Annotated in this window: 29 protein-coding genes and 1 tRNA gene; 21 read left to right on the top strand and 9 right to left on the bottom strand. The window is 39.9% G+C overall.

Going from position 1 to position 15,489, the window contains the following annotated elements:
* From AACV01_RS10335 to AACV01_RS10320, 4 genes are all read right to left on the bottom strand, one after another.
* On the bottom strand, positions 1 to 817 hold an 817-nt coding region (locus AACV01_RS10335; protein WP_161682876.1), incomplete at its 3' end, for a cell envelope biogenesis protein TolA.
* Positions 818 to 884: 67 nt separating this feature from the next.
* Positions 885 to 1,121, bottom strand: a complete 237-nt coding sequence (locus AACV01_RS10330; RefSeq protein ID WP_202611869.1) for a hypothetical protein — start codon at positions 1,119 to 1,121, stop codon at positions 885 to 887.
* Between the two features lie 12 nt (positions 1,122 to 1,133).
* On the bottom strand, positions 1,134 to 1,511 hold the full coding sequence (locus AACV01_RS10325) for a hypothetical protein (protein WP_202611870.1): 378 nt from the start codon (positions 1,509 to 1,511) through the stop codon (positions 1,134 to 1,136).
* A 29-nt stretch (positions 1,512 to 1,540) separates the two neighbouring features.
* On the bottom strand, positions 1,541 to 1,711 hold the full coding sequence (locus AACV01_RS10320; protein ID WP_161682874.1) for a hypothetical protein: 171 nt from the start codon (positions 1,709 to 1,711) through the stop codon (positions 1,541 to 1,543).
* Between the two features lie 378 nt (positions 1,712 to 2,089).
* Here AACV01_RS10320 and AACV01_RS10315 point away from each other — a divergent pair, with 378 nt between their 5' ends.
* Entirely contained in the window at positions 2,090 to 2,644 is a 555-nt protein-coding gene (locus AACV01_RS10315; RefSeq protein ID WP_161682872.1) for a super-infection exclusion protein B, read from the top strand.
* A gap of 15 nt (positions 2,645 to 2,659) precedes the next feature.
* Here the strand turns inward: AACV01_RS10315 and AACV01_RS10310 are convergent, their stop codons facing one another.
* The 4 genes from AACV01_RS10310 to AACV01_RS10295 all read right to left on the bottom strand — a co-directional run bounded on the left by AACV01_RS10310 (position 2,660) and on the right by AACV01_RS10295 (position 4,543).
* Positions 2,660 to 2,932: a hypothetical protein gene (locus tag AACV01_RS10310; RefSeq protein WP_161682870.1), complete on the bottom strand. Its 273-nt coding sequence runs from the start codon at positions 2,930 to 2,932 to the stop codon at positions 2,660 to 2,662.
* 54 nt (positions 2,933 to 2,986) lie between these two features.
* Positions 2,987 to 3,058, bottom strand: a tRNA-Leu gene (locus AACV01_RS10305).
* Between the two features lie 373 nt (positions 3,059 to 3,431).
* A complete protein-coding gene (locus AACV01_RS10300) occupies positions 3,432 to 3,839 on the bottom strand; it encodes a hypothetical protein (protein ID WP_071233854.1) in 408 nt (135 codons plus the stop codon).
* A gap of 26 nt (positions 3,840 to 3,865) precedes the next feature.
* Positions 3,866 to 4,543 carry a S24 family peptidase gene (locus AACV01_RS10295; protein WP_161682878.1) on the bottom strand — a complete coding sequence of 226 codons (678 nt, stop codon included), beginning with the start codon at positions 4,541 to 4,543 and terminating at the stop codon, positions 3,866 to 3,868.
* Between the two features lie 78 nt (positions 4,544 to 4,621).
* On the opposite strand from AACV01_RS10295, the gene AACV01_RS10290 reads away from it, so the two are divergent.
* From AACV01_RS10290 to AACV01_RS10260, 7 genes are all read left to right on the top strand, one after another.
* Positions 4,622 to 4,849: a helix-turn-helix domain-containing protein gene (locus tag AACV01_RS10290; protein WP_049216808.1), complete on the top strand. Its 228-nt coding sequence runs from the start codon at positions 4,622 to 4,624 to the stop codon at positions 4,847 to 4,849.
* Positions 4,850 to 4,983: 134 nt separating this feature from the next.
* Positions 4,984 to 5,331 (top strand): hypothetical protein, encoded by a 348-nt coding sequence (locus tag AACV01_RS10285; protein WP_161682868.1) that lies wholly within the window; start codon positions 4,984 to 4,986, stop codon positions 5,329 to 5,331.
* Between the two features lie 120 nt (positions 5,332 to 5,451).
* A complete protein-coding gene (locus AACV01_RS10280) occupies positions 5,452 to 5,778 on the top strand; it encodes a hypothetical protein (RefSeq protein WP_026164645.1) in 327 nt (108 codons plus the stop codon).
* Positions 5,779 to 6,035: 257 nt separating this feature from the next.
* On the top strand, positions 6,036 to 6,470 hold the full coding sequence (locus AACV01_RS10275; protein ID WP_237585012.1) for a helix-turn-helix domain-containing protein: 435 nt from the start codon (positions 6,036 to 6,038) through the stop codon (positions 6,468 to 6,470).
* 2 nt (positions 6,471 to 6,472) lie between these two features.
* Entirely contained in the window at positions 6,473 to 8,110 is a 1,638-nt protein-coding gene (locus tag AACV01_RS10270) for a DEAD/DEAH box helicase (RefSeq protein ID WP_161682864.1), read from the top strand.
* On the top strand, positions 8,073 to 9,029 hold the full coding sequence (locus AACV01_RS10265) for a primase-helicase zinc-binding domain-containing protein (protein ID WP_074561841.1): 957 nt from the start codon (positions 8,073 to 8,075) through the stop codon (positions 9,027 to 9,029). Before AACV01_RS10270 ends, AACV01_RS10265 begins: the two co-directional genes overlap by 38 nt.
* Positions 9,030 to 9,048: 19 nt before the next feature.
* Positions 9,049 to 9,216: a hypothetical protein gene (locus AACV01_RS10260; protein ID WP_152964332.1), complete on the top strand. Its 168-nt coding sequence runs from the start codon at positions 9,049 to 9,051 to the stop codon at positions 9,214 to 9,216.
* Between the two features lie 316 nt (positions 9,217 to 9,532).
* Here AACV01_RS10260 and AACV01_RS10255 read toward each other — a convergent pair whose 3' ends face one another.
* On the bottom strand, positions 9,533 to 10,195 hold the full coding sequence (locus tag AACV01_RS10255) for a DUF4145 domain-containing protein (RefSeq protein ID WP_064506005.1): 663 nt from the start codon (positions 10,193 to 10,195) through the stop codon (positions 9,533 to 9,535).
* On the opposite strand from AACV01_RS10255, the gene AACV01_RS10250 reads away from it, so the two are divergent.
* The 13 genes from AACV01_RS10250 to AACV01_RS10195 all read left to right on the top strand — a co-directional run.
* Positions 10,194 to 10,397: a hypothetical protein gene (locus tag AACV01_RS10250; RefSeq protein WP_161682862.1), complete on the top strand. Its 204-nt coding sequence runs from the start codon at positions 10,194 to 10,196 to the stop codon at positions 10,395 to 10,397. The two genes, AACV01_RS10255 and AACV01_RS10250, sit on opposite strands and share 2 nt — an antisense overlap.
* Positions 10,397 to 10,621, top strand: coding sequence for a hypothetical protein (locus AACV01_RS10245; RefSeq protein WP_339382636.1), 225 nt, complete (start codon positions 10,397 to 10,399; stop codon positions 10,619 to 10,621). Before AACV01_RS10250 ends, AACV01_RS10245 begins: the two co-directional genes overlap by 1 nt.
* 207 nt (positions 10,622 to 10,828) lie before the next feature.
* A complete protein-coding gene (locus AACV01_RS10240) occupies positions 10,829 to 11,023 on the top strand; it encodes a Lar family restriction alleviation protein (RefSeq protein ID WP_161682858.1) in 195 nt (64 codons plus the stop codon).
* Positions 11,024 to 11,247: 224 nt separating this feature from the next.
* On the top strand, positions 11,248 to 11,694 hold the full coding sequence (locus AACV01_RS10235) for a recombination protein NinB (protein ID WP_161682856.1): 447 nt from the start codon (positions 11,248 to 11,250) through the stop codon (positions 11,692 to 11,694).
* Between the two features lie 5 nt (positions 11,695 to 11,699).
* Positions 11,700 to 11,924 (top strand): DUF3310 domain-containing protein, encoded by a 225-nt coding sequence (locus tag AACV01_RS10230; RefSeq protein ID WP_060556914.1) that lies wholly within the window; start codon positions 11,700 to 11,702, stop codon positions 11,922 to 11,924.
* Complete coding sequence (locus tag AACV01_RS17865) at positions 11,921 to 12,052, top strand: protein NinF (protein ID WP_442956612.1); 132 nt, start codon at positions 11,921 to 11,923, stop codon at positions 12,050 to 12,052. Before AACV01_RS10230 ends, AACV01_RS17865 begins: the two co-directional genes overlap by 4 nt.
* A 145-nt stretch (positions 12,053 to 12,197) precedes the next feature.
* Complete coding sequence (locus tag AACV01_RS10225) at positions 12,198 to 12,818, top strand: recombination protein NinG (RefSeq protein WP_161682851.1); 621 nt, start codon at positions 12,198 to 12,200, stop codon at positions 12,816 to 12,818.
* Between the two features lie 211 nt (positions 12,819 to 13,029).
* On the top strand, positions 13,030 to 13,668 hold the full coding sequence (locus AACV01_RS10220; RefSeq protein WP_081355096.1) for a hypothetical protein: 639 nt from the start codon (positions 13,030 to 13,032) through the stop codon (positions 13,666 to 13,668).
* 290 nt (positions 13,669 to 13,958) lie between these two features.
* Entirely contained in the window at positions 13,959 to 14,177 is a 219-nt protein-coding gene (locus AACV01_RS10215; RefSeq protein WP_161682849.1) for a hypothetical protein, read from the top strand.
* 62 nt (positions 14,178 to 14,239) lie between these two features.
* Positions 14,240 to 14,455, top strand: a complete 216-nt coding sequence (locus AACV01_RS10210; RefSeq protein ID WP_161682847.1) for a hypothetical protein — start codon at positions 14,240 to 14,242, stop codon at positions 14,453 to 14,455.
* 138 nt (positions 14,456 to 14,593) lie between these two features.
* Entirely contained in the window at positions 14,594 to 14,983 is a 390-nt protein-coding gene (locus AACV01_RS10205) for a putative holin (RefSeq protein WP_014656499.1), read from the top strand.
* Entirely contained in the window at positions 14,980 to 15,273 is a 294-nt protein-coding gene (locus AACV01_RS10200; protein ID WP_004918415.1) for a phage holin family protein, read from the top strand. Before AACV01_RS10205 ends, AACV01_RS10200 begins: the two co-directional genes overlap by 4 nt.
* Positions 15,260 to 15,489, top strand: a 230-nt coding sequence (locus AACV01_RS10195; protein WP_161682845.1) for a M15 family metallopeptidase, incomplete at its 3' end; no start/stop codon positions are given. The genes AACV01_RS10200 and AACV01_RS10195, both read left to right, overlap by 14 nt.

The raw sequence follows: 15,489 nt of genomic DNA, 5'->3' as shown, positions 1-15,489 counted from the left end.
GATGTTCCTTATCAGCCTGACGTTTAGCTTCTTCCTGACGCTTACGTTCTTCTTCTGCTAATCGCGCTTGTTCTGCTTCCTGTACTTTCTTACGCTCAGCTTCGATAGCTAGTTTCTTCTCTCGTTCGGCTCGCTCCAGTGCTTCTTTAGCATCGCGCTCTGCCTTTTCCTTGGCTTCTTTTGCTGCTTGTTCTGCACGTTGAATTGCTTCCTGCTTTTCACGCTCTGCACGTTCAGCGGCTTCTTTTGCTTCACGCTCACGTTTAGCTGCTGCTTCAATTTCTTGCTGTGCTTTGCGCTCAGCTTCAAGTCTTGCCTGTTCCGCAGCTTGTCGCTTCATTTCTTCTTCACGAGCAATGCGTTTGCGCTCTTCTTCAGCTTTGCGTAAATCAAACAGCTCGTTCATTTGCAGAGCTTCTTCATGATCAACTTCGATTTGCTTCTTAAGCGCTTCGGCTTCTTCGCGAGCTTTTTCTTGAGCTTCCCACTCTGTTAGTGGCTTGCGAATATCTGTGCTTAATGCATCTAGTTCGTCACGAAATATCTTACGGCTAGCATCAACTTTTTTGGGTAGCTCTTTTAACTTATCGACAACTGCTTTACCTTCCTTGTCGATATACGTTTTTGTTTGAGCAACTTTGTACGCCAGAGATGCAAAAGCCTTTCGGTTTTTAGCTACCGAAAAATCGCTATCGAGTTCTTTTCGCTCTTCTTCTGCAAGAGACTTAATGTGCTCCAGCATCTGATTTACTTTTTCTGGTGCTGTAAACAAATCTAGCGCCGTTGCTTGTTCAATTACGACTAATTCATTTGCCATTTCCTATGTTCCTTATGTGCGTGCCAACTATTAATAGCGATATGAATGATTAAGTGGTGGGTTACTGCTAAAGAGAGGAATCTAACTTATCGACGAGTTCGTCATAGTCAACTTCGAACTCTTCACAAGCTTCTCTGAACTCGCTAAAATTTAACGCGTAATTTATTGCGTTAATTTCATCTCTAGTTAGTTTTTTATCTTTATAATCATCAAATCCAACCGATAACAACTTACCGCCTAATATCTCCGTTCCTGCGTTTACAGACGGCTCCTTGCCATCTTCATACTCAACTACGAATGTCATTTTTCCCACATATCACCCCCTAGCCTTTAACATTGCATCTGCCATGCGGTAGTAGAAATTAGCTCTATTTACTAGATACTCACCTGAAACATCATTTGGAAAATAACCAAGGTCTTCGCTCTGTGAAGCTAAATCGCCTTGCATAGCCTTAGCAGCGAAATAGTCTTGCAATGTCGCATCGCTTGCCATTAATTCAGGTTCTTCACAGTAAATCAGCTCGTAGTCAAAATACTGACTGGCTTCGTTTAGCTGGATTAAATTTTGATTTCCGTAATCATCAAGAAACCTTAATGTGCTACCAATATCAGCGCCATCATCTAATTTGTAAACATGACCAACAGTGACATGACATACCCCCGCATTCTTTTTCGTAATTTTTATCTTTCTCATACCCCCTCCGTTATTAACTAAACACGATGCTAGTAGCCTGAATATTCACGAAGTGCGTCAACTATTTCCTCGCACTCAACCAACAATATAATCCTTGCTTCATCATTACATTCTTTTAAGCGACCAAGCTTGAATGATAATTTTCTCAGCATTTTTGCTTGCCATTCATTGTCGTTACTATCTGGAATTTTAATATTCATTCTCTATCTCCTATCTATTAATCAACTCACCACAGCCCACTAAGTAATAAGCTCTGGTTAGTTGCCCATATACCGTCATGGGCTAACGCTATTCAAGCCATGAATAGGATCGGCATAATATTTATTTTTCTCTCAGTTTAGATTTGAACACTTACATAAATCCTCCGATTCAAACGGTGCTTTTTATTTGGCGAGACCGATTTATCGCCTTTGGTTTATTGGTCTAAAAAAGTTATCTCACCACAGCCCACAGAATGGACTGTAATTAGTTAACTGCGCCTGCTTTTAACCACGTCAGGCGAGGTGGTTCTCGTGTACCCCTACAGCGAGAAATCGGCTATAATCCACTTACCCCTACAGAATAAGAGATTATCAACCATGCCGAATTGGATTGAGGCAGTGATTGCCTATTTGAAACAAAACACATCATTGAGGTTCAATATGTTTTGGTTGTTATCTTGGTTTGCGCTATTAATATTTACTCCCATTGGGTATATTGAATTTATTAACTCAAAACTTCTTCAGTGGGATAATCCATATATAGTGTCGTCACTATTTTTTGTTCCAGTGAGTTACTTTATTTCATATTTTGTTAAGTTATTCATTAAGTTATGTATTAACTTAAACAGAGCGTTAACACAAATAAGATTAAATAAAAAAAAGAAAAACAATATTAATAATGTCACCGACAAAGAAGCTTCGATTATTGCAATCTTTGCCGAAATAGGTCTGGATAGCGAATTGTCTTTTGATTCAATGAATGAAGAAGGTGTCATCGAATTATTTAATAAAGGAATAATTGAACCAATTGAAGGTGACTATATTAACGAACCTAAGTGTAGATATAGGATTACTAGCAATTACCTTAAAGATATAGAATATGCCTTAGTAAATAACACTAAAATACGTAAAGCATATGAAGAGGTAAGGTAAGCCCATCCGTGGGCTTTATCTCGCCGTCACCCCGAACTCATTGCTCGGCTGTTTTGTTTTAACTCCTGAAAATACTGCTACATTAGGCAAGCAACAGTTATCTCCACTTGGATAATACTTTGTTGGTTTGAGAGAGAGAACAGGGCGCTCTGGTTTCTCAACGCCAAATATCGAATCCCAAATTTCTTCCACTGAGCGACTTCTCATAGCTATCTTTCGAGCCAAAAACTCACCTTGCTTTCTGCGTCTGCGAATTTTTGAGTTCTCTTTAAAAATTATCGTTGCCATATTTGCCTCCTAAGTGATCTTTGGTGATTGGTGGTAGGTGCTGATCTCCTACTTGCGTGACTGGAATCGAACCAGCGCATGTACGGTCACTTAAGCCGCATCGTTCTACCGCTGAACTACACGCTAACAATCGGTACACTCGGCCTAGGAGCCCGATCACCCTCATGCCTAACTAATCAGCCTTAGCATTCACCAATCCCAAAAACCACTCAGTGGTTGCTCTGAAAATTTATTCTGAGCGTTCCTAATTGTAAAAGAGCGAACATCCTGTTTATCTATGGCTCCTTGCCTTCGATGAGTTATATATTGAACCAATAGTTCACATAAATCAAGAACCAAAAGTACAATATTTTATTATCACAGTGAACTTTTAGTATATTTTGTTGTTTTTAAACGGTATTTATTTTTGTAAATATTTAAAATTAGCTCTTGACCACTAATTTATTTAGGCGGGATGAAAAAATCCCTCTGGTAGAGGGACTAAATAAAAAGCATGAGGTTAGTATGACGTGCAGTTAACGGTAGAACCTAATTTTGTACAGTTCGTTGCTGTTACTGGTTTTTTATATATGTTTTGCTGTTGTTGCCATAATAACAGGCTTTGTTGTGCTGATATCGCTCTAATAGCTGAAGCGCCATTGTCTTGTCTTATTTTTTCTGGTCCATATTCAATAAGAGAATTATTTTTAAATATAAACTTATAGTCGGCTTTATCATAAGACCAACCAGACATCAGCCTGTTAGCATAAATTAATATTTCATACTCATTGCTTGACGAGGCTCCATCAGGGTTGCCCATTATTGATATAACATTGTCTTTGCTCATCCCAGAATGTATTGATGATATTTTATCACCTGTTACACAACCTGATAAAGCAATGATAATAATTAGAAAAAATATTCTCAAAGCATCCTCTTCTTAATGATTAAAAGTTAGACAAATCGCATCATCATTTGAACTACAACGCCAATAATTTTACAGTTTCCATTTATAGTAATAGCGGGATAAGCTGGGTTTAACGCTTTAAGATATTTAGCTCCATCCAAGACAAGCTTTTTGAATGTCGCTTCATTCGTATCAGTAAGCTTAGCTATTACCAAGCTTCCATTTATAGGCTCTCTTCCTGTATCTACTAGGACTAATGATCCCTCAGGAATACTAACTCCTGTTGGAGCCGTCATTGAGTCGCCCTCAACCTTAAGCCAAAAAGCAGATCCTTGAACAGAAACTTCAGACTCGTACCACTCATCGATCTCGCTTAGCGTGTATGGCTCACAAGCTTCCGTCCAATTACCAGCCTGAACAAAGCTAATTACAGGGTATTTAGGTGCTGGTCGATAAGGTCTTGGATTACTAACATTTGCATTATTTACATTTTCTTGCCCATGTTGCAACCAGACTATATCCACTGAAAGTAATTTAGCTAGCTTATTCATCACCTCCTGTCTTGGTAGTGATTCGGCATTAAACCACTTACTAACGGCCTTGGTGGTTACGCCAAGTTTATTAGCTATTTCTGTCGCTTTGCCATGGTCATCAAAACCAGCATTTCTTGAAGCCTGCGCAAGCCTCTTGGCAAATAATTCACGCACGTTATTAGTTTGTACCATACGTTCAATAATAAACATCTTGAAAGGAACTGTCAGTTCAACTAATATATGTACTGAAAGTTCATTAAGGAGACTTCTATGCACGATTTAAGGGAGCCAATTAAACAGATTGGCGTTGCAGAAGTAGCAAAGGCATGCGGAGTAAGTGAGCGAGCTGTTTATAAATGGATTGATAACGGTTTTCTACCAAAAACAGAATTCTTTGGGAAAACGAATTATGCAAAAACAATCCAAGCCCTATCTAAAGGGAAAATAAAAGCTGAAGACTTACTGGCAATTAGCCAAAAAAAATTACTTGCTGCTTAGTTTCACCCGCTCTTTAACATCGCTAACTCGCTCAGAGTAAATTCTCAGAGCAAACAATCCGCTCATATGGAATGAGCCACGGATCATTACTGCTGTTCCCAATATGGGAAGTAATCTAAGAAGGAATTTAACAAATGGAATGTGCAAAAAATATCAAAGTAGAGTGCTCATCAAACGAATTGATGACGTTTTACATTCAACAAATGTATTCAATCGGTAATAACGGACTCGCTAAAGCGCTAGGAATACACCCATCAAAATCCAGTCGAGATAAAGCCAGAATATTCGATTTAGCTTGCCAGTTGGTGAGTAAGTTCGGATTGCCCCCTGACTCTGTAAATATCAGCGATAAGCCAACGAAAGTTGTTCTTGAAGGTGATTATGCAGAAAGGGTTATTCAGGCTCTTGAAGGGAAGGGAAAAATTAAAAGAAAAGCCCCAGAGACGGCAATCAATGAGGCTCAAATCAGTTTAAACATTTAATTTTATTTACCCATTAATACTGGACGAATAATCAGTATTAGTCAAGTAATTTGATTACTCATAGCTAAGCTCATTAATAAAAATTTAATGGGCTTTAATTTCATGAGGTTAAAAAAGAATATGGATAATTATGAGTATAACGTCAATATTTTAATGCCAAATTGTTATTTTGAACAAGATGAGAAATGGATTAAGGAAATGTTATTGAGGCTAAGGCCATCGATAAGAGCAAAGGTATCGGTTAAATATTCTGAAGTTTATCAAGAGCATTTCGACGATGAACCTATACCTTACAAAAAAATAAATGCTGGTAGAAAGGCTGCAAATACACGGTTAAGAAACTTTGTAAAAAACTACTCTTCCTACCTCGATGGATATGTTTCCGAACCGAGAGTTTTTCAACAAGGCACTGGCCAGAGAAACCAACCCTCTCAAGGTGTCGCCTGAATCACCGAATTTAATACAAACCTATGGCCTGTTCCTTGGAAAGTGTAGCAATGCTGATACAAGGCACTATTCATAAGTACATGATTTAAAAGCCAAAAAAAAGAAAATTCGAGTTCTAACTTGACCCCTATAAGGATAAGGAAGGGACAACTTGGAAATTTCTTAAAAATCAAATAGTTAAATGACATCAAAACGACAGGATCTGTCTCCTAAACGGACAAGTTCTGTCTCTTTTGCAAAAAATGGACTATCACAAAATGAGAATATGGTCAAGAGTTTTTTACGCACGAGAGTTTTACAAGCGTTTGTCAAAAGTATCCCCTACCGCCACTGAGCTATACGGGCTAATCACTGACAGTTGCGACTGGAAATATGGACGGTATGTAGCGACGAGGGCTGAGGTAGCTGAGATCCTCAACGTGAGCGAGAGAAGCATTCAGAGAGCCAACAAAGAGCTTGAGGCGGTAGGGTTAATCAAGTTTAAGCGTGGCATATACGCAATAAACCCAGAGTTTAACTGGGGGGGGAGGAGTTGGAATATATCGAAATCCTGTTACTACACGATGGGCAGGAAAGGTGCTCAAGTTATTGATTTTAATGACGCAGCAGAAGCCATTAACTCAAAAAAACTTGAGGAAATAGCCCGAAAAACCTTGAGGGAGGTAAACGGGCGTAACGCAAAAAGGAATTAATCATGCTCAGTATAACGCCAAAAGCTAAGCAAGTCACTGCACTGGATATGCTCAGGAAGAACTGGAATCAACACCGAACGATGTTACTTTCTGCAAGTGTTGGATTTGGTAAAACCGCGATAGCCGCATTCGTGGCTGACGGTTTAGTTTCTAGGGGAATGAGGGTCATGTTTGTCGCCCCCTACACAGTGCTGATTGAACAGACTGCAACACGGTTTGTTGAGTACGGACTGCCAGTCGATGAGATCAGTTACTTGTGGCGCGACCACCCACTGTATGACCCCAGCAAGTTGATTCAAATTGCATCTGCAGACACGTTAATTCGCCGCAAATTCCCTGACAACATTGATTTACTCATCATCGATGAAGCCCACATGAAGCGAAAAAAAATACTCGAAATTATCCGAGATACGGATATTCGTGTAGTTGGGTTATCGGGGACACCCTTTGCTAGTTGGATGGGCGAATACTACGAAACATTGATTAAACCAACGACGATGAAGGAGTTAATCGAAATTGGTGATTTGAGTCCTTATGAATTTTACGCGCCAGATAATCCCGATGTTAGCGGTGTAAAAACATCAAAACTATCGGCATTTGGCAATGACTACAACGAGGAGCAGTTAGCCAAAATCATGGGCGATTCTGATTTAGTCGGGAATATCGTCAAATTTTGGTTAGAACATGGCGAGGACAGGCCAACAGTTTGCTTTTGCGTCAATGTCAGCCATGCAAACTACGTCACGATGGAATTTAACCGAGCGGGGATCAACGCTGAGGTGATGACCGCAGAGACGCCACACGATGAACGGCAGTTGATTATTAACCGTTTTGAGAGTGGGTCTACAAAAATCATCGTTAACGTTGGTGTTTTGGTTGCAGGGTTCGATAGTGACGTTCGCTGCATCATCTACGCGAGGCCAACAAAATCGGAAATCCGCTGGGTCCAGTGTCTTGGTAGGGGATTGAGAACAGCAAAAGGGAAAGACAAGTGTCTCATATTCGACCATTCAGGATCAGTTCACTTGTTGGGATTTCCTGATGAAATTGAATACGACGACCTGCAAAACAAAAACGATGGCATGAAAACCCAAAGCAGCTACCGAGATCAGGTCAAGGCAGAGAAAAAACCGAAGGAATGCCCATCTTGTCACTACATGAAGCCGGCAGGTGTTTACGTTTGCCCTAAATGTGGGTTTAAACCACTCGCTGGGAAAAATGTTCAAGTCGATGAAACGCGAGAACTCAAAAAACTGAAAGCAGGTGAACAGATATTTACCAAGGAGCAAAAACAAAGTTGGTGGTCACAAATCAAGTTTTATCAAAAACAGCGTGAGATATCAGGCAAGCCTATTTCTGATGGTTGGTGCGCCCACACGTACAAGAAAAAATTCGGGGTATGGCCTCGTGGATTACATGATACACCGCAAGAGATAACTCCCGAAGTTAGTAATTATATTCGTTCAAAAAATATCGCTTTTGCAAAGATGCAAGCGAAGAAAAATACAAAAGAGGTAAAACCGAAAACAGAGGCTGAAAAAATAGCATCAGCAAGGTCACACTTGGAAGATATACGGGAAAAGCTCAGCTTAGGAGGTAATCGTGAAGACGGTAGAGGCAGTAATAGGTCGATGGCCTGAGATATTTGAGTATTACAAATTACCGCCAATCACAGGGAAAAAACACTATCAAGGGGAATGCCCTATATGCGGAAAGAAAGGAAAATTCAGGATAGATAATAAAAACGGTAAGGGAACTTGGATATGCTCATGTGGTGCTGGTGATGGCTGGAAACTACTGGAACTTACCCAGCAAAAAGATTTTAGAGTTTTAGCAAGTGAGATAGATCGGTTAATCGGAAACAGTTATTCAGGCCAAGTAGTACCGCACGCAAAATCAGATGTAAAAGCCACTCGTTCAAAAGTTATCGCAAAGTTCGCTTCACTAATCCCACTTAAAGATACATCAGCTCATAGATATTTGATGAGCAGAGGGATCAACGTTTTACCATCTCAGCACGTCAGATACAGTAACACACAACAAAATGGATTTACTTCGCTCTGGTCAATTGCAACAGATGATCGTGGTGCTGGCTGTTATCTGCATAGGACGTTCTTAGAGGGCGAAAAAAAAGCAAACTTTGAAGGGAATAAACGACTTACCAAGTTACAGGAAGATAACTATTTAGATTTTGCTGGCTCTATCGCAATTCGAATGACCCCAGTAGCATCAACGCTGGGGATCGCCGAGGGGATAGAAACGGCGCTTTCTTGTCAGCAAGTCTACGGCTGTAACACATGGTCAACGTTAAATGCCAATTTCATGCGGAGATTTAGAGCGCCAAAAGGCGTTAAACATCTCATCATATTTGCAGACACGGACAGTAATGGCACAGGGCTAGCAGCTGCCTTTGAATGTGGCAATCGAAATATTCTAAGTAATAACGATGTTGAAAAAGTCAGCGTCCGATGGATTGACGGAACTGGCGATTTTAACGACATGCTAGTCAATGGGGCAAAAGTATTTCAACAAGAGTTATGGCGCAAGCAAGCAGCTTAACACGCAAGAGGATTTTTAGATGGAATATTTACGAGATATTTTAGGCACATTGTTTTTCATGCTAGTACCGATTACTGGATTTTTATCTGTTGCATTCCTGATGTATCACGAAAAATCAGGTTGGGGATGGTTACTTTTAGCAGTGGTTGCCATATCAGGAAGTTTAAAAATTAGTTATGGCGATTAAGCGAGGTGTTGAGTGATGAAATGGCATCAGAAAATGCTTGTCAGGATATTTAGTAGCAACATTCTTACATTTCTATTTCAACTCATTGCTTGGGGTTCGTTATCGGTTTTAATCGCGATTAATAGGTTAGGCGAGTTTAATCTTCATGTTTATCTAAGGGCATTACCAATAGTGATTATTCAGGCGTTAGTGATGACATGTCTATTCAGGTGGTTGTTTAAATTTTGTATGAAAAATATTGATATCAAAGGAGGCATCTAATGCAGGGAATTAATTGGGTTAAGGTGAAGGATGATATCACCTTAACCTAGCTTTATTAATTTGAATCTTTTTCCTCTTGCCGTTTTTTAATCATTTCAGGAAGAGTAAATGAGTACATTAGAAATACCTCGGTAAAGCCAAGTATTTGCTTGGTTTCCTCTTTCGTAAATTCCTCGTCAGAGTGAATTGCACCGTTTGAATCAATCCTTACGATATGAGCCCAATCTTTCATCTGTTCAGTTATTTTTCCTTTAGAAAACAACATGGTGATGCGTTTTGATAATTTTTCATCCTTAGCTTCATCACCCATAAGGACTTTAGTGGCAATATCCATAACCTTTCTGCAATTCATTACGCAGGTTTCATATCTGCCACGTTGAAAATCATCCTTTGATTCAATAAAAAATTTAGCCGCTCTTTCTGGGGTATTTTCAGGAGCAGTGGTGTTGTTAACTTTAGGAATTATTCCAAGCAAGACAAACTTAGGATCATCAGAAGGTATGCTCATCCCAGAAACCCTGCCGTTGGCAGTGATTAAAGGCCCGTAAGAAGCGTTACTTCTGACGACAGCAATTCCTGAATTGTGACAACTTCGGCACATAAAAGATACATCATAAAAAGGTTCATCTTCACCTTTTCGTTGTTCACCAAAAGCTTCTAGCACTGCGTTTTCTCTAAGACAGTGTGGACAAGTTTGATTAAAAAAGAGCTTACCCATGAATACATTAACTCCATTATTAAATGATATTTCAATAATTCTTAACAGTTCAGATAGGCCTGAATTTACCTTAATTCAACGTTACGAAATAGCCTCATCATCGCAAAAGTCGGAATTCGTTATAGCGCTGATAGGGAAACTTATTGAGCAAGACAGGAAACTAAAGGCTTTGCAGCTCCCACCAATGCCAGAGGGTGAATGATGGAATCACCACTTGCACGAATGATTAAGCAACAGGTATTCGATGCTAACGTTGCCCGTTTAGTTAAACTTAACGATGAGCAATGGGACTTTATACTGAATGATCAAGACAAATGCGCGTGGGCTGGCGGTAACTACTACGGTCACGATTATCATGAGTGGGAAATTTACATTGCCTACGATATCAAATATGTGAAAACAGGATTAAGAGAGGCGCTGATATGAAGTGGGCGAAATTTAAAGGCAACGAGATTACCTATCTAGTTAGGTGGATAGTTGGGATATTTTTCTTGCTTCCAATAAGCACTATTTATTTTTTGCTTTATCTGATCGATACACCGATACATTTTTGCAGAAAACAAATGAGAGTGTTTTTGTATTTATCGCTAGACAGCATAGAAAATAAATTCCCATTCAAAAAGGATAAGTAGCATGAGCGAACTCAAGAAATGCCCGTTTTGCGGGAGTAGTAACGTAGAAGCTTTTTTCCAGTATGAAGAAGATTGCCCTGACCGTTCAGCGATTGTGCGCTGTCATAACTGCGATGCACAATCTGCTCAAATGATTGGAAAAGGTAAAATTGCTATGGCAATCGCAGCATGGAACAGGAGAGCTAACAGTGAGTGACCCAATAACATTGATGTACAAGATCAGCATGAACCTTTTTTGCGGATTAGGCTTTGCAATGGCATTTATCATGCTGAAGGTATTTGATGGGGATAATGGCTGGTTCGTTATTACGATGAAGGTTATATCAGCAACAGCGATAATCCTTTGGTTAATATCTATGGCTTATATTTGTTTTTTCTTATTCAACAACGTATTCCTGGAAAAATGAATAGGAGGTTAACTTGGAGAAAGCCACAAAGTTTCTTCTAAGAAATAAACGAATACGAGAAAACCTAATAGCCACACTAAACGCCTTACCCCTCAACGAAGAATTCCCCCTAGAAGTAAAAATCTCAGAATCCAGCCGAACACTACTGCAGAACGATATGTTTCATGCGCTATGTGGTGATGTATCAAAGCAAATGACCCTCAACAATGAACCACTGAAATTATGGCAGTGGAAGAATGTCTTTGTGTCTGGTCACTGGATGGTTACTACAGGAGCGAAAGAGTCACCGTTAATTAGGGGAATTGAAGGTGAGCTATTAAACATACGCGAGAGTACGTCTCAAATGGGGAAGAAGCGCATGAGTAGCTTAATTGAATACTCGACAGCTTGGGCGATACAAAGTGGCGTAAAACTGCGTACAACTCGTTATGAATACAACTACTACGGTCACAGGGAGTAATGATTATGACAGACAACGTAAATAACCCACCACACTACGCATCAGGTGATATTGAGTGCATAGATGCCATTAAAGCCAGTATGACCAAGGAGGCGTTTCTAGGCTACCTCAAAGGCAATATTCAAAAGTATGTCTGGCGATACGAGAAGAAAATTAACCCAGTCGAAGATTTAAAAAAGGCTCGTTGGTATATGAGTCGACTCGTTGAAGAAATGGAGACTGGAAAATGAAATGCATGTCATGCAATAGACAACTAACAGATGATGAAATTTACGTGTGTAGCCAGTGTGCTGATGAATACGCTCATTTGGAAGTGATGGATAAAATCAAAGGAGAGGGAGATGCCGAGGTATCGTAGTAAATATAAACACAAACATAAATATCCCAAGAAACCACAAAAGGAGTTTGAACCAATGCTTAATGCCAATTTATTACGCTACGGAAAATTTGTCGCAATATGGTTTATCGCCATGTTAATTCTTGGAGTTGTTTTGGGGTGATGTATGGCTAAGGCTAAAAAGCCGAAGCTCAAAACCTGTAAAGTCTGCAACAAAGAATTCACTCCCTACCTATCTACCCAAAAAGTTTGTTCCACATCTTGTGCAATAAAATTCGCCTCAAATGAAATTAAACGGACCGAAGAAAAGGACCGTAAAAAACGTTTATCTGAGGAAAGGAAGTTATTGCGGATCCGAAAGGAAAAGTTAAAGACAAAATCAGACTGGAACAAAGAGGCCCAAGCGGCAGTAAATAAATACATCTTTTGGCGAGACTACGGTCAGCCATGCATCGCTTGCGGTCGGCCCTTAAATTATGGGGTAAGAGGTGGGTCCGTAGATGCTAGTCATTACAGGTCAAGAGGTTCGGCAAGTCATTTAAGATTTAATCTACTCAATATTCATGCTGGCTGTGTTCACTGCAATAGGGACCTGTCAGGCAATCTCATTCCATATCGCATTAATCTCATCAATAAAATCGGCGAAGAGCGAGTAACTCGTTTAGAGCACGATAACACGGTCCGTAAATTCGACATCGAATATCTCAAACGAATGAAATCCATATTCACTCGTAGGGCCCGTTGGTATGAGAAAAGGCGAAAGGATCAATATTCGGAGGTGGCTTAATGTTTACTGACTTAATCGCAGCTATTGAAGAGTGCAGGTTTAGAGCATTAACAGAACGCACAGGGAATAAGCCTAAGCGTTACTTATCTATAGTTCAGAAAAAGCATGGCTTCATGGAGGTTGTAGAAACGGGGTGGGCTAGAAGAGCAAACCTACCGATCATGTATTCAGTAGGTTGCGATAGATATCACACAGTATTACCGGAGGCGAGATGAGGGAGCGTAAGGTAGATATTTATAGGTATGTAGCAAACTCACCTCGAAAATCATATTTAGGCAAGGCAAGGAGGTTAACTCCATCACAAGATAGATGGGTAAGAGCAATCATATCTCTGTGGGCTGGAGAAATGAAAGATGATAGTTATCTTGGGTTGTCTTGTGGTTCTGGAAGTATCTGGCGATTTGTTACTGGGTGGTCAGGAGAAAACATGGAAAGATTTACCAAGGTGTTTGAACAACTAAAAAAGGAAGGATATACAGGAAAGGAGCTTGAAGAAAAAGCTCAGTTAATATTATTTCCTAAACAATCACTCAGCGACATGTTTCAGCGCGCCAACGATGTAGATGAAGCTGATTTTGTAGAGAAAGCAATTTTGAAAGCGTTCGACAAGTCCAATCCTGTTTATGTTGTCGCTACCGATTACTATCTTGGCAGAAATACGATGCAAACACTCGCAAATTACATTCAAAAACAAGTAGCACCTTGGCTTACCACTAAACAATGTATTGATCGTGTCCGTTGGTGCATTACATTATTTAATGCGAAGTTATATATGGTGCTACAAGATGAAATAGCGAGAGAACGCTCACAACTTGGAGTTGAATATAAAAATATTTCAAAAATCACTTGAAAATAAGTTATGAATGTGTATATTTAGTGTATGCTCGCTCGTAAAAGCAAAGAGCACTGAAAGCCTGATAGAGATATCGGGCTTTTTTTGTATCTGAAATCCGAACAGTGCCCCTCATAACCTCTACGTAGAACGGAGAAATCTGGTTTGCGATACGTTTGGGGCTTTCTATTTTAATTCCCCCGAATTCGAGGGGATAAGTTATTGATATTGTTCCGATGCCGGAATTCCGGTGTCGCTATTTCACATGTTCGGTTATTCCGAACAACCCATTTAGAAGGAGATTATGAGTGAATAAAATTAAGGTTACTGTTGCTAAGCTTGATGGCTCAGTCTCTTTTGAGGTTCGTGAGCAAGATAAGTTAATTATTAAAGATATAATTAATGGGAAGTGTTCAGGTGAATTTCATAAGGAATATCTTGTGAATAGCTCAACACTTTCATTAACTTCTGTCATTACTGGATATAAAGGTAACAAGCCTGAAATATCAATAAATGTTATTGATTAATCATTTGATTTTTTAGTTACAAACAATATTCTGTTTCTGGGTACCCAACAAAGGAGATAGAAATGTTTGTAGATAAAAACTTAAAACCAGACCCAATCAATCAAGGATTTGTTCTGGGATGGGGCGTTGTTAGAGGAAGCCCTTGGGATTTAAAAGGGGTTTATGCTACAGAGGAGCAAGCCAAGCAAAAAGCCCAATCACTAGGTTCTGATTATGAAGTTCATTTTGGTTCACACCGATTGCAAAGTGACGATTTTGTTTGGAGTATCGAGTCATAATCGCAACTTAGTGTCATTTAATGAAGATCGCTTAGGCGGTCTTTTTTCGTATATGCCGACCACAGAACAATTACCCTCGTTATCACGTTCACACAAGAGCTGTGAGTCGGCTCCTATTAACTAATCAGGACTACATATATGCAAGAGCCGTTAACAGGCACAGCAACCGCCTCGTTAGCGGGTGTCTCTATTGTAGGTCTCTATTCAGGTATGGACGCAGGCGTTGTTATCGGTGCGTTCGCAGGGGCGGTGATATTTGTATTGTCTGCTCATGATATCCGGCTGTTAAAACGATGGGCGTATTTCACAGTTGCATTTGCGATTGGGATATTAGGCGCTGATTTCATGTCGTCACTACTGAGTGGCATTATCGGAGATAGAGAGGTTGATCGCTCTGTTGGTGCAATGTTCTCATCGGCTGGTTTGGTTGGTGTTTTGGTAACAATATCTAAACCCGGTGCGCTCACAGACAGTATCAACAATGTCATAAATAACCTGATAGATAAATTCAGAGGAGGTGGGAGATGACCATCTCAATGTTTTGGATTTACGTCAATTTTTTCTCATGCTTATTCGCTGTTATTCGTCTTGTTAACTATGAGCGTAACGGCGCTAAATACAAATTTTTTCCGTCACTTATAGCATGGGTTCTCATTGTTATGCTGGGTTCTATCCCACTACGCATATTAACGAATGACTACGCTCATGCAGATCCATTTGAAGTCGGAATCAATATCACACTATGCGCGCTAATAATTCTTAGTCGTGGGAATGTGATGCAAATATTTAGAGGGGTTAGTAAAAATGACACTCGGTGAGAAACAACGCAAGTTCACTCGCATGATTGCGGACTTAATTATTTTTGCCTACGACAACGGATATGAGCTGACGTTTTCAGAAGCATACCGAACGCCTGAGCAAGCACAGTTAAATGCCAAATCGGGATCAGGTATTAAAAACAGCTTACACACACAACGCCTAGCTGTGGATTTCAACCTATTTAAAGACGGTAAATATCTAACAGCATCAAGTGA

Source organism: Proteus sp. G2609, assembly GCF_963896135.1.
GTDB classification, from domain to species: domain Bacteria; phylum Pseudomonadota; class Gammaproteobacteria; order Enterobacterales; family Enterobacteriaceae; genus Proteus; species Proteus mirabilis.
This window is presented reverse-complemented; position numbering and strand designations above follow the sequence as displayed.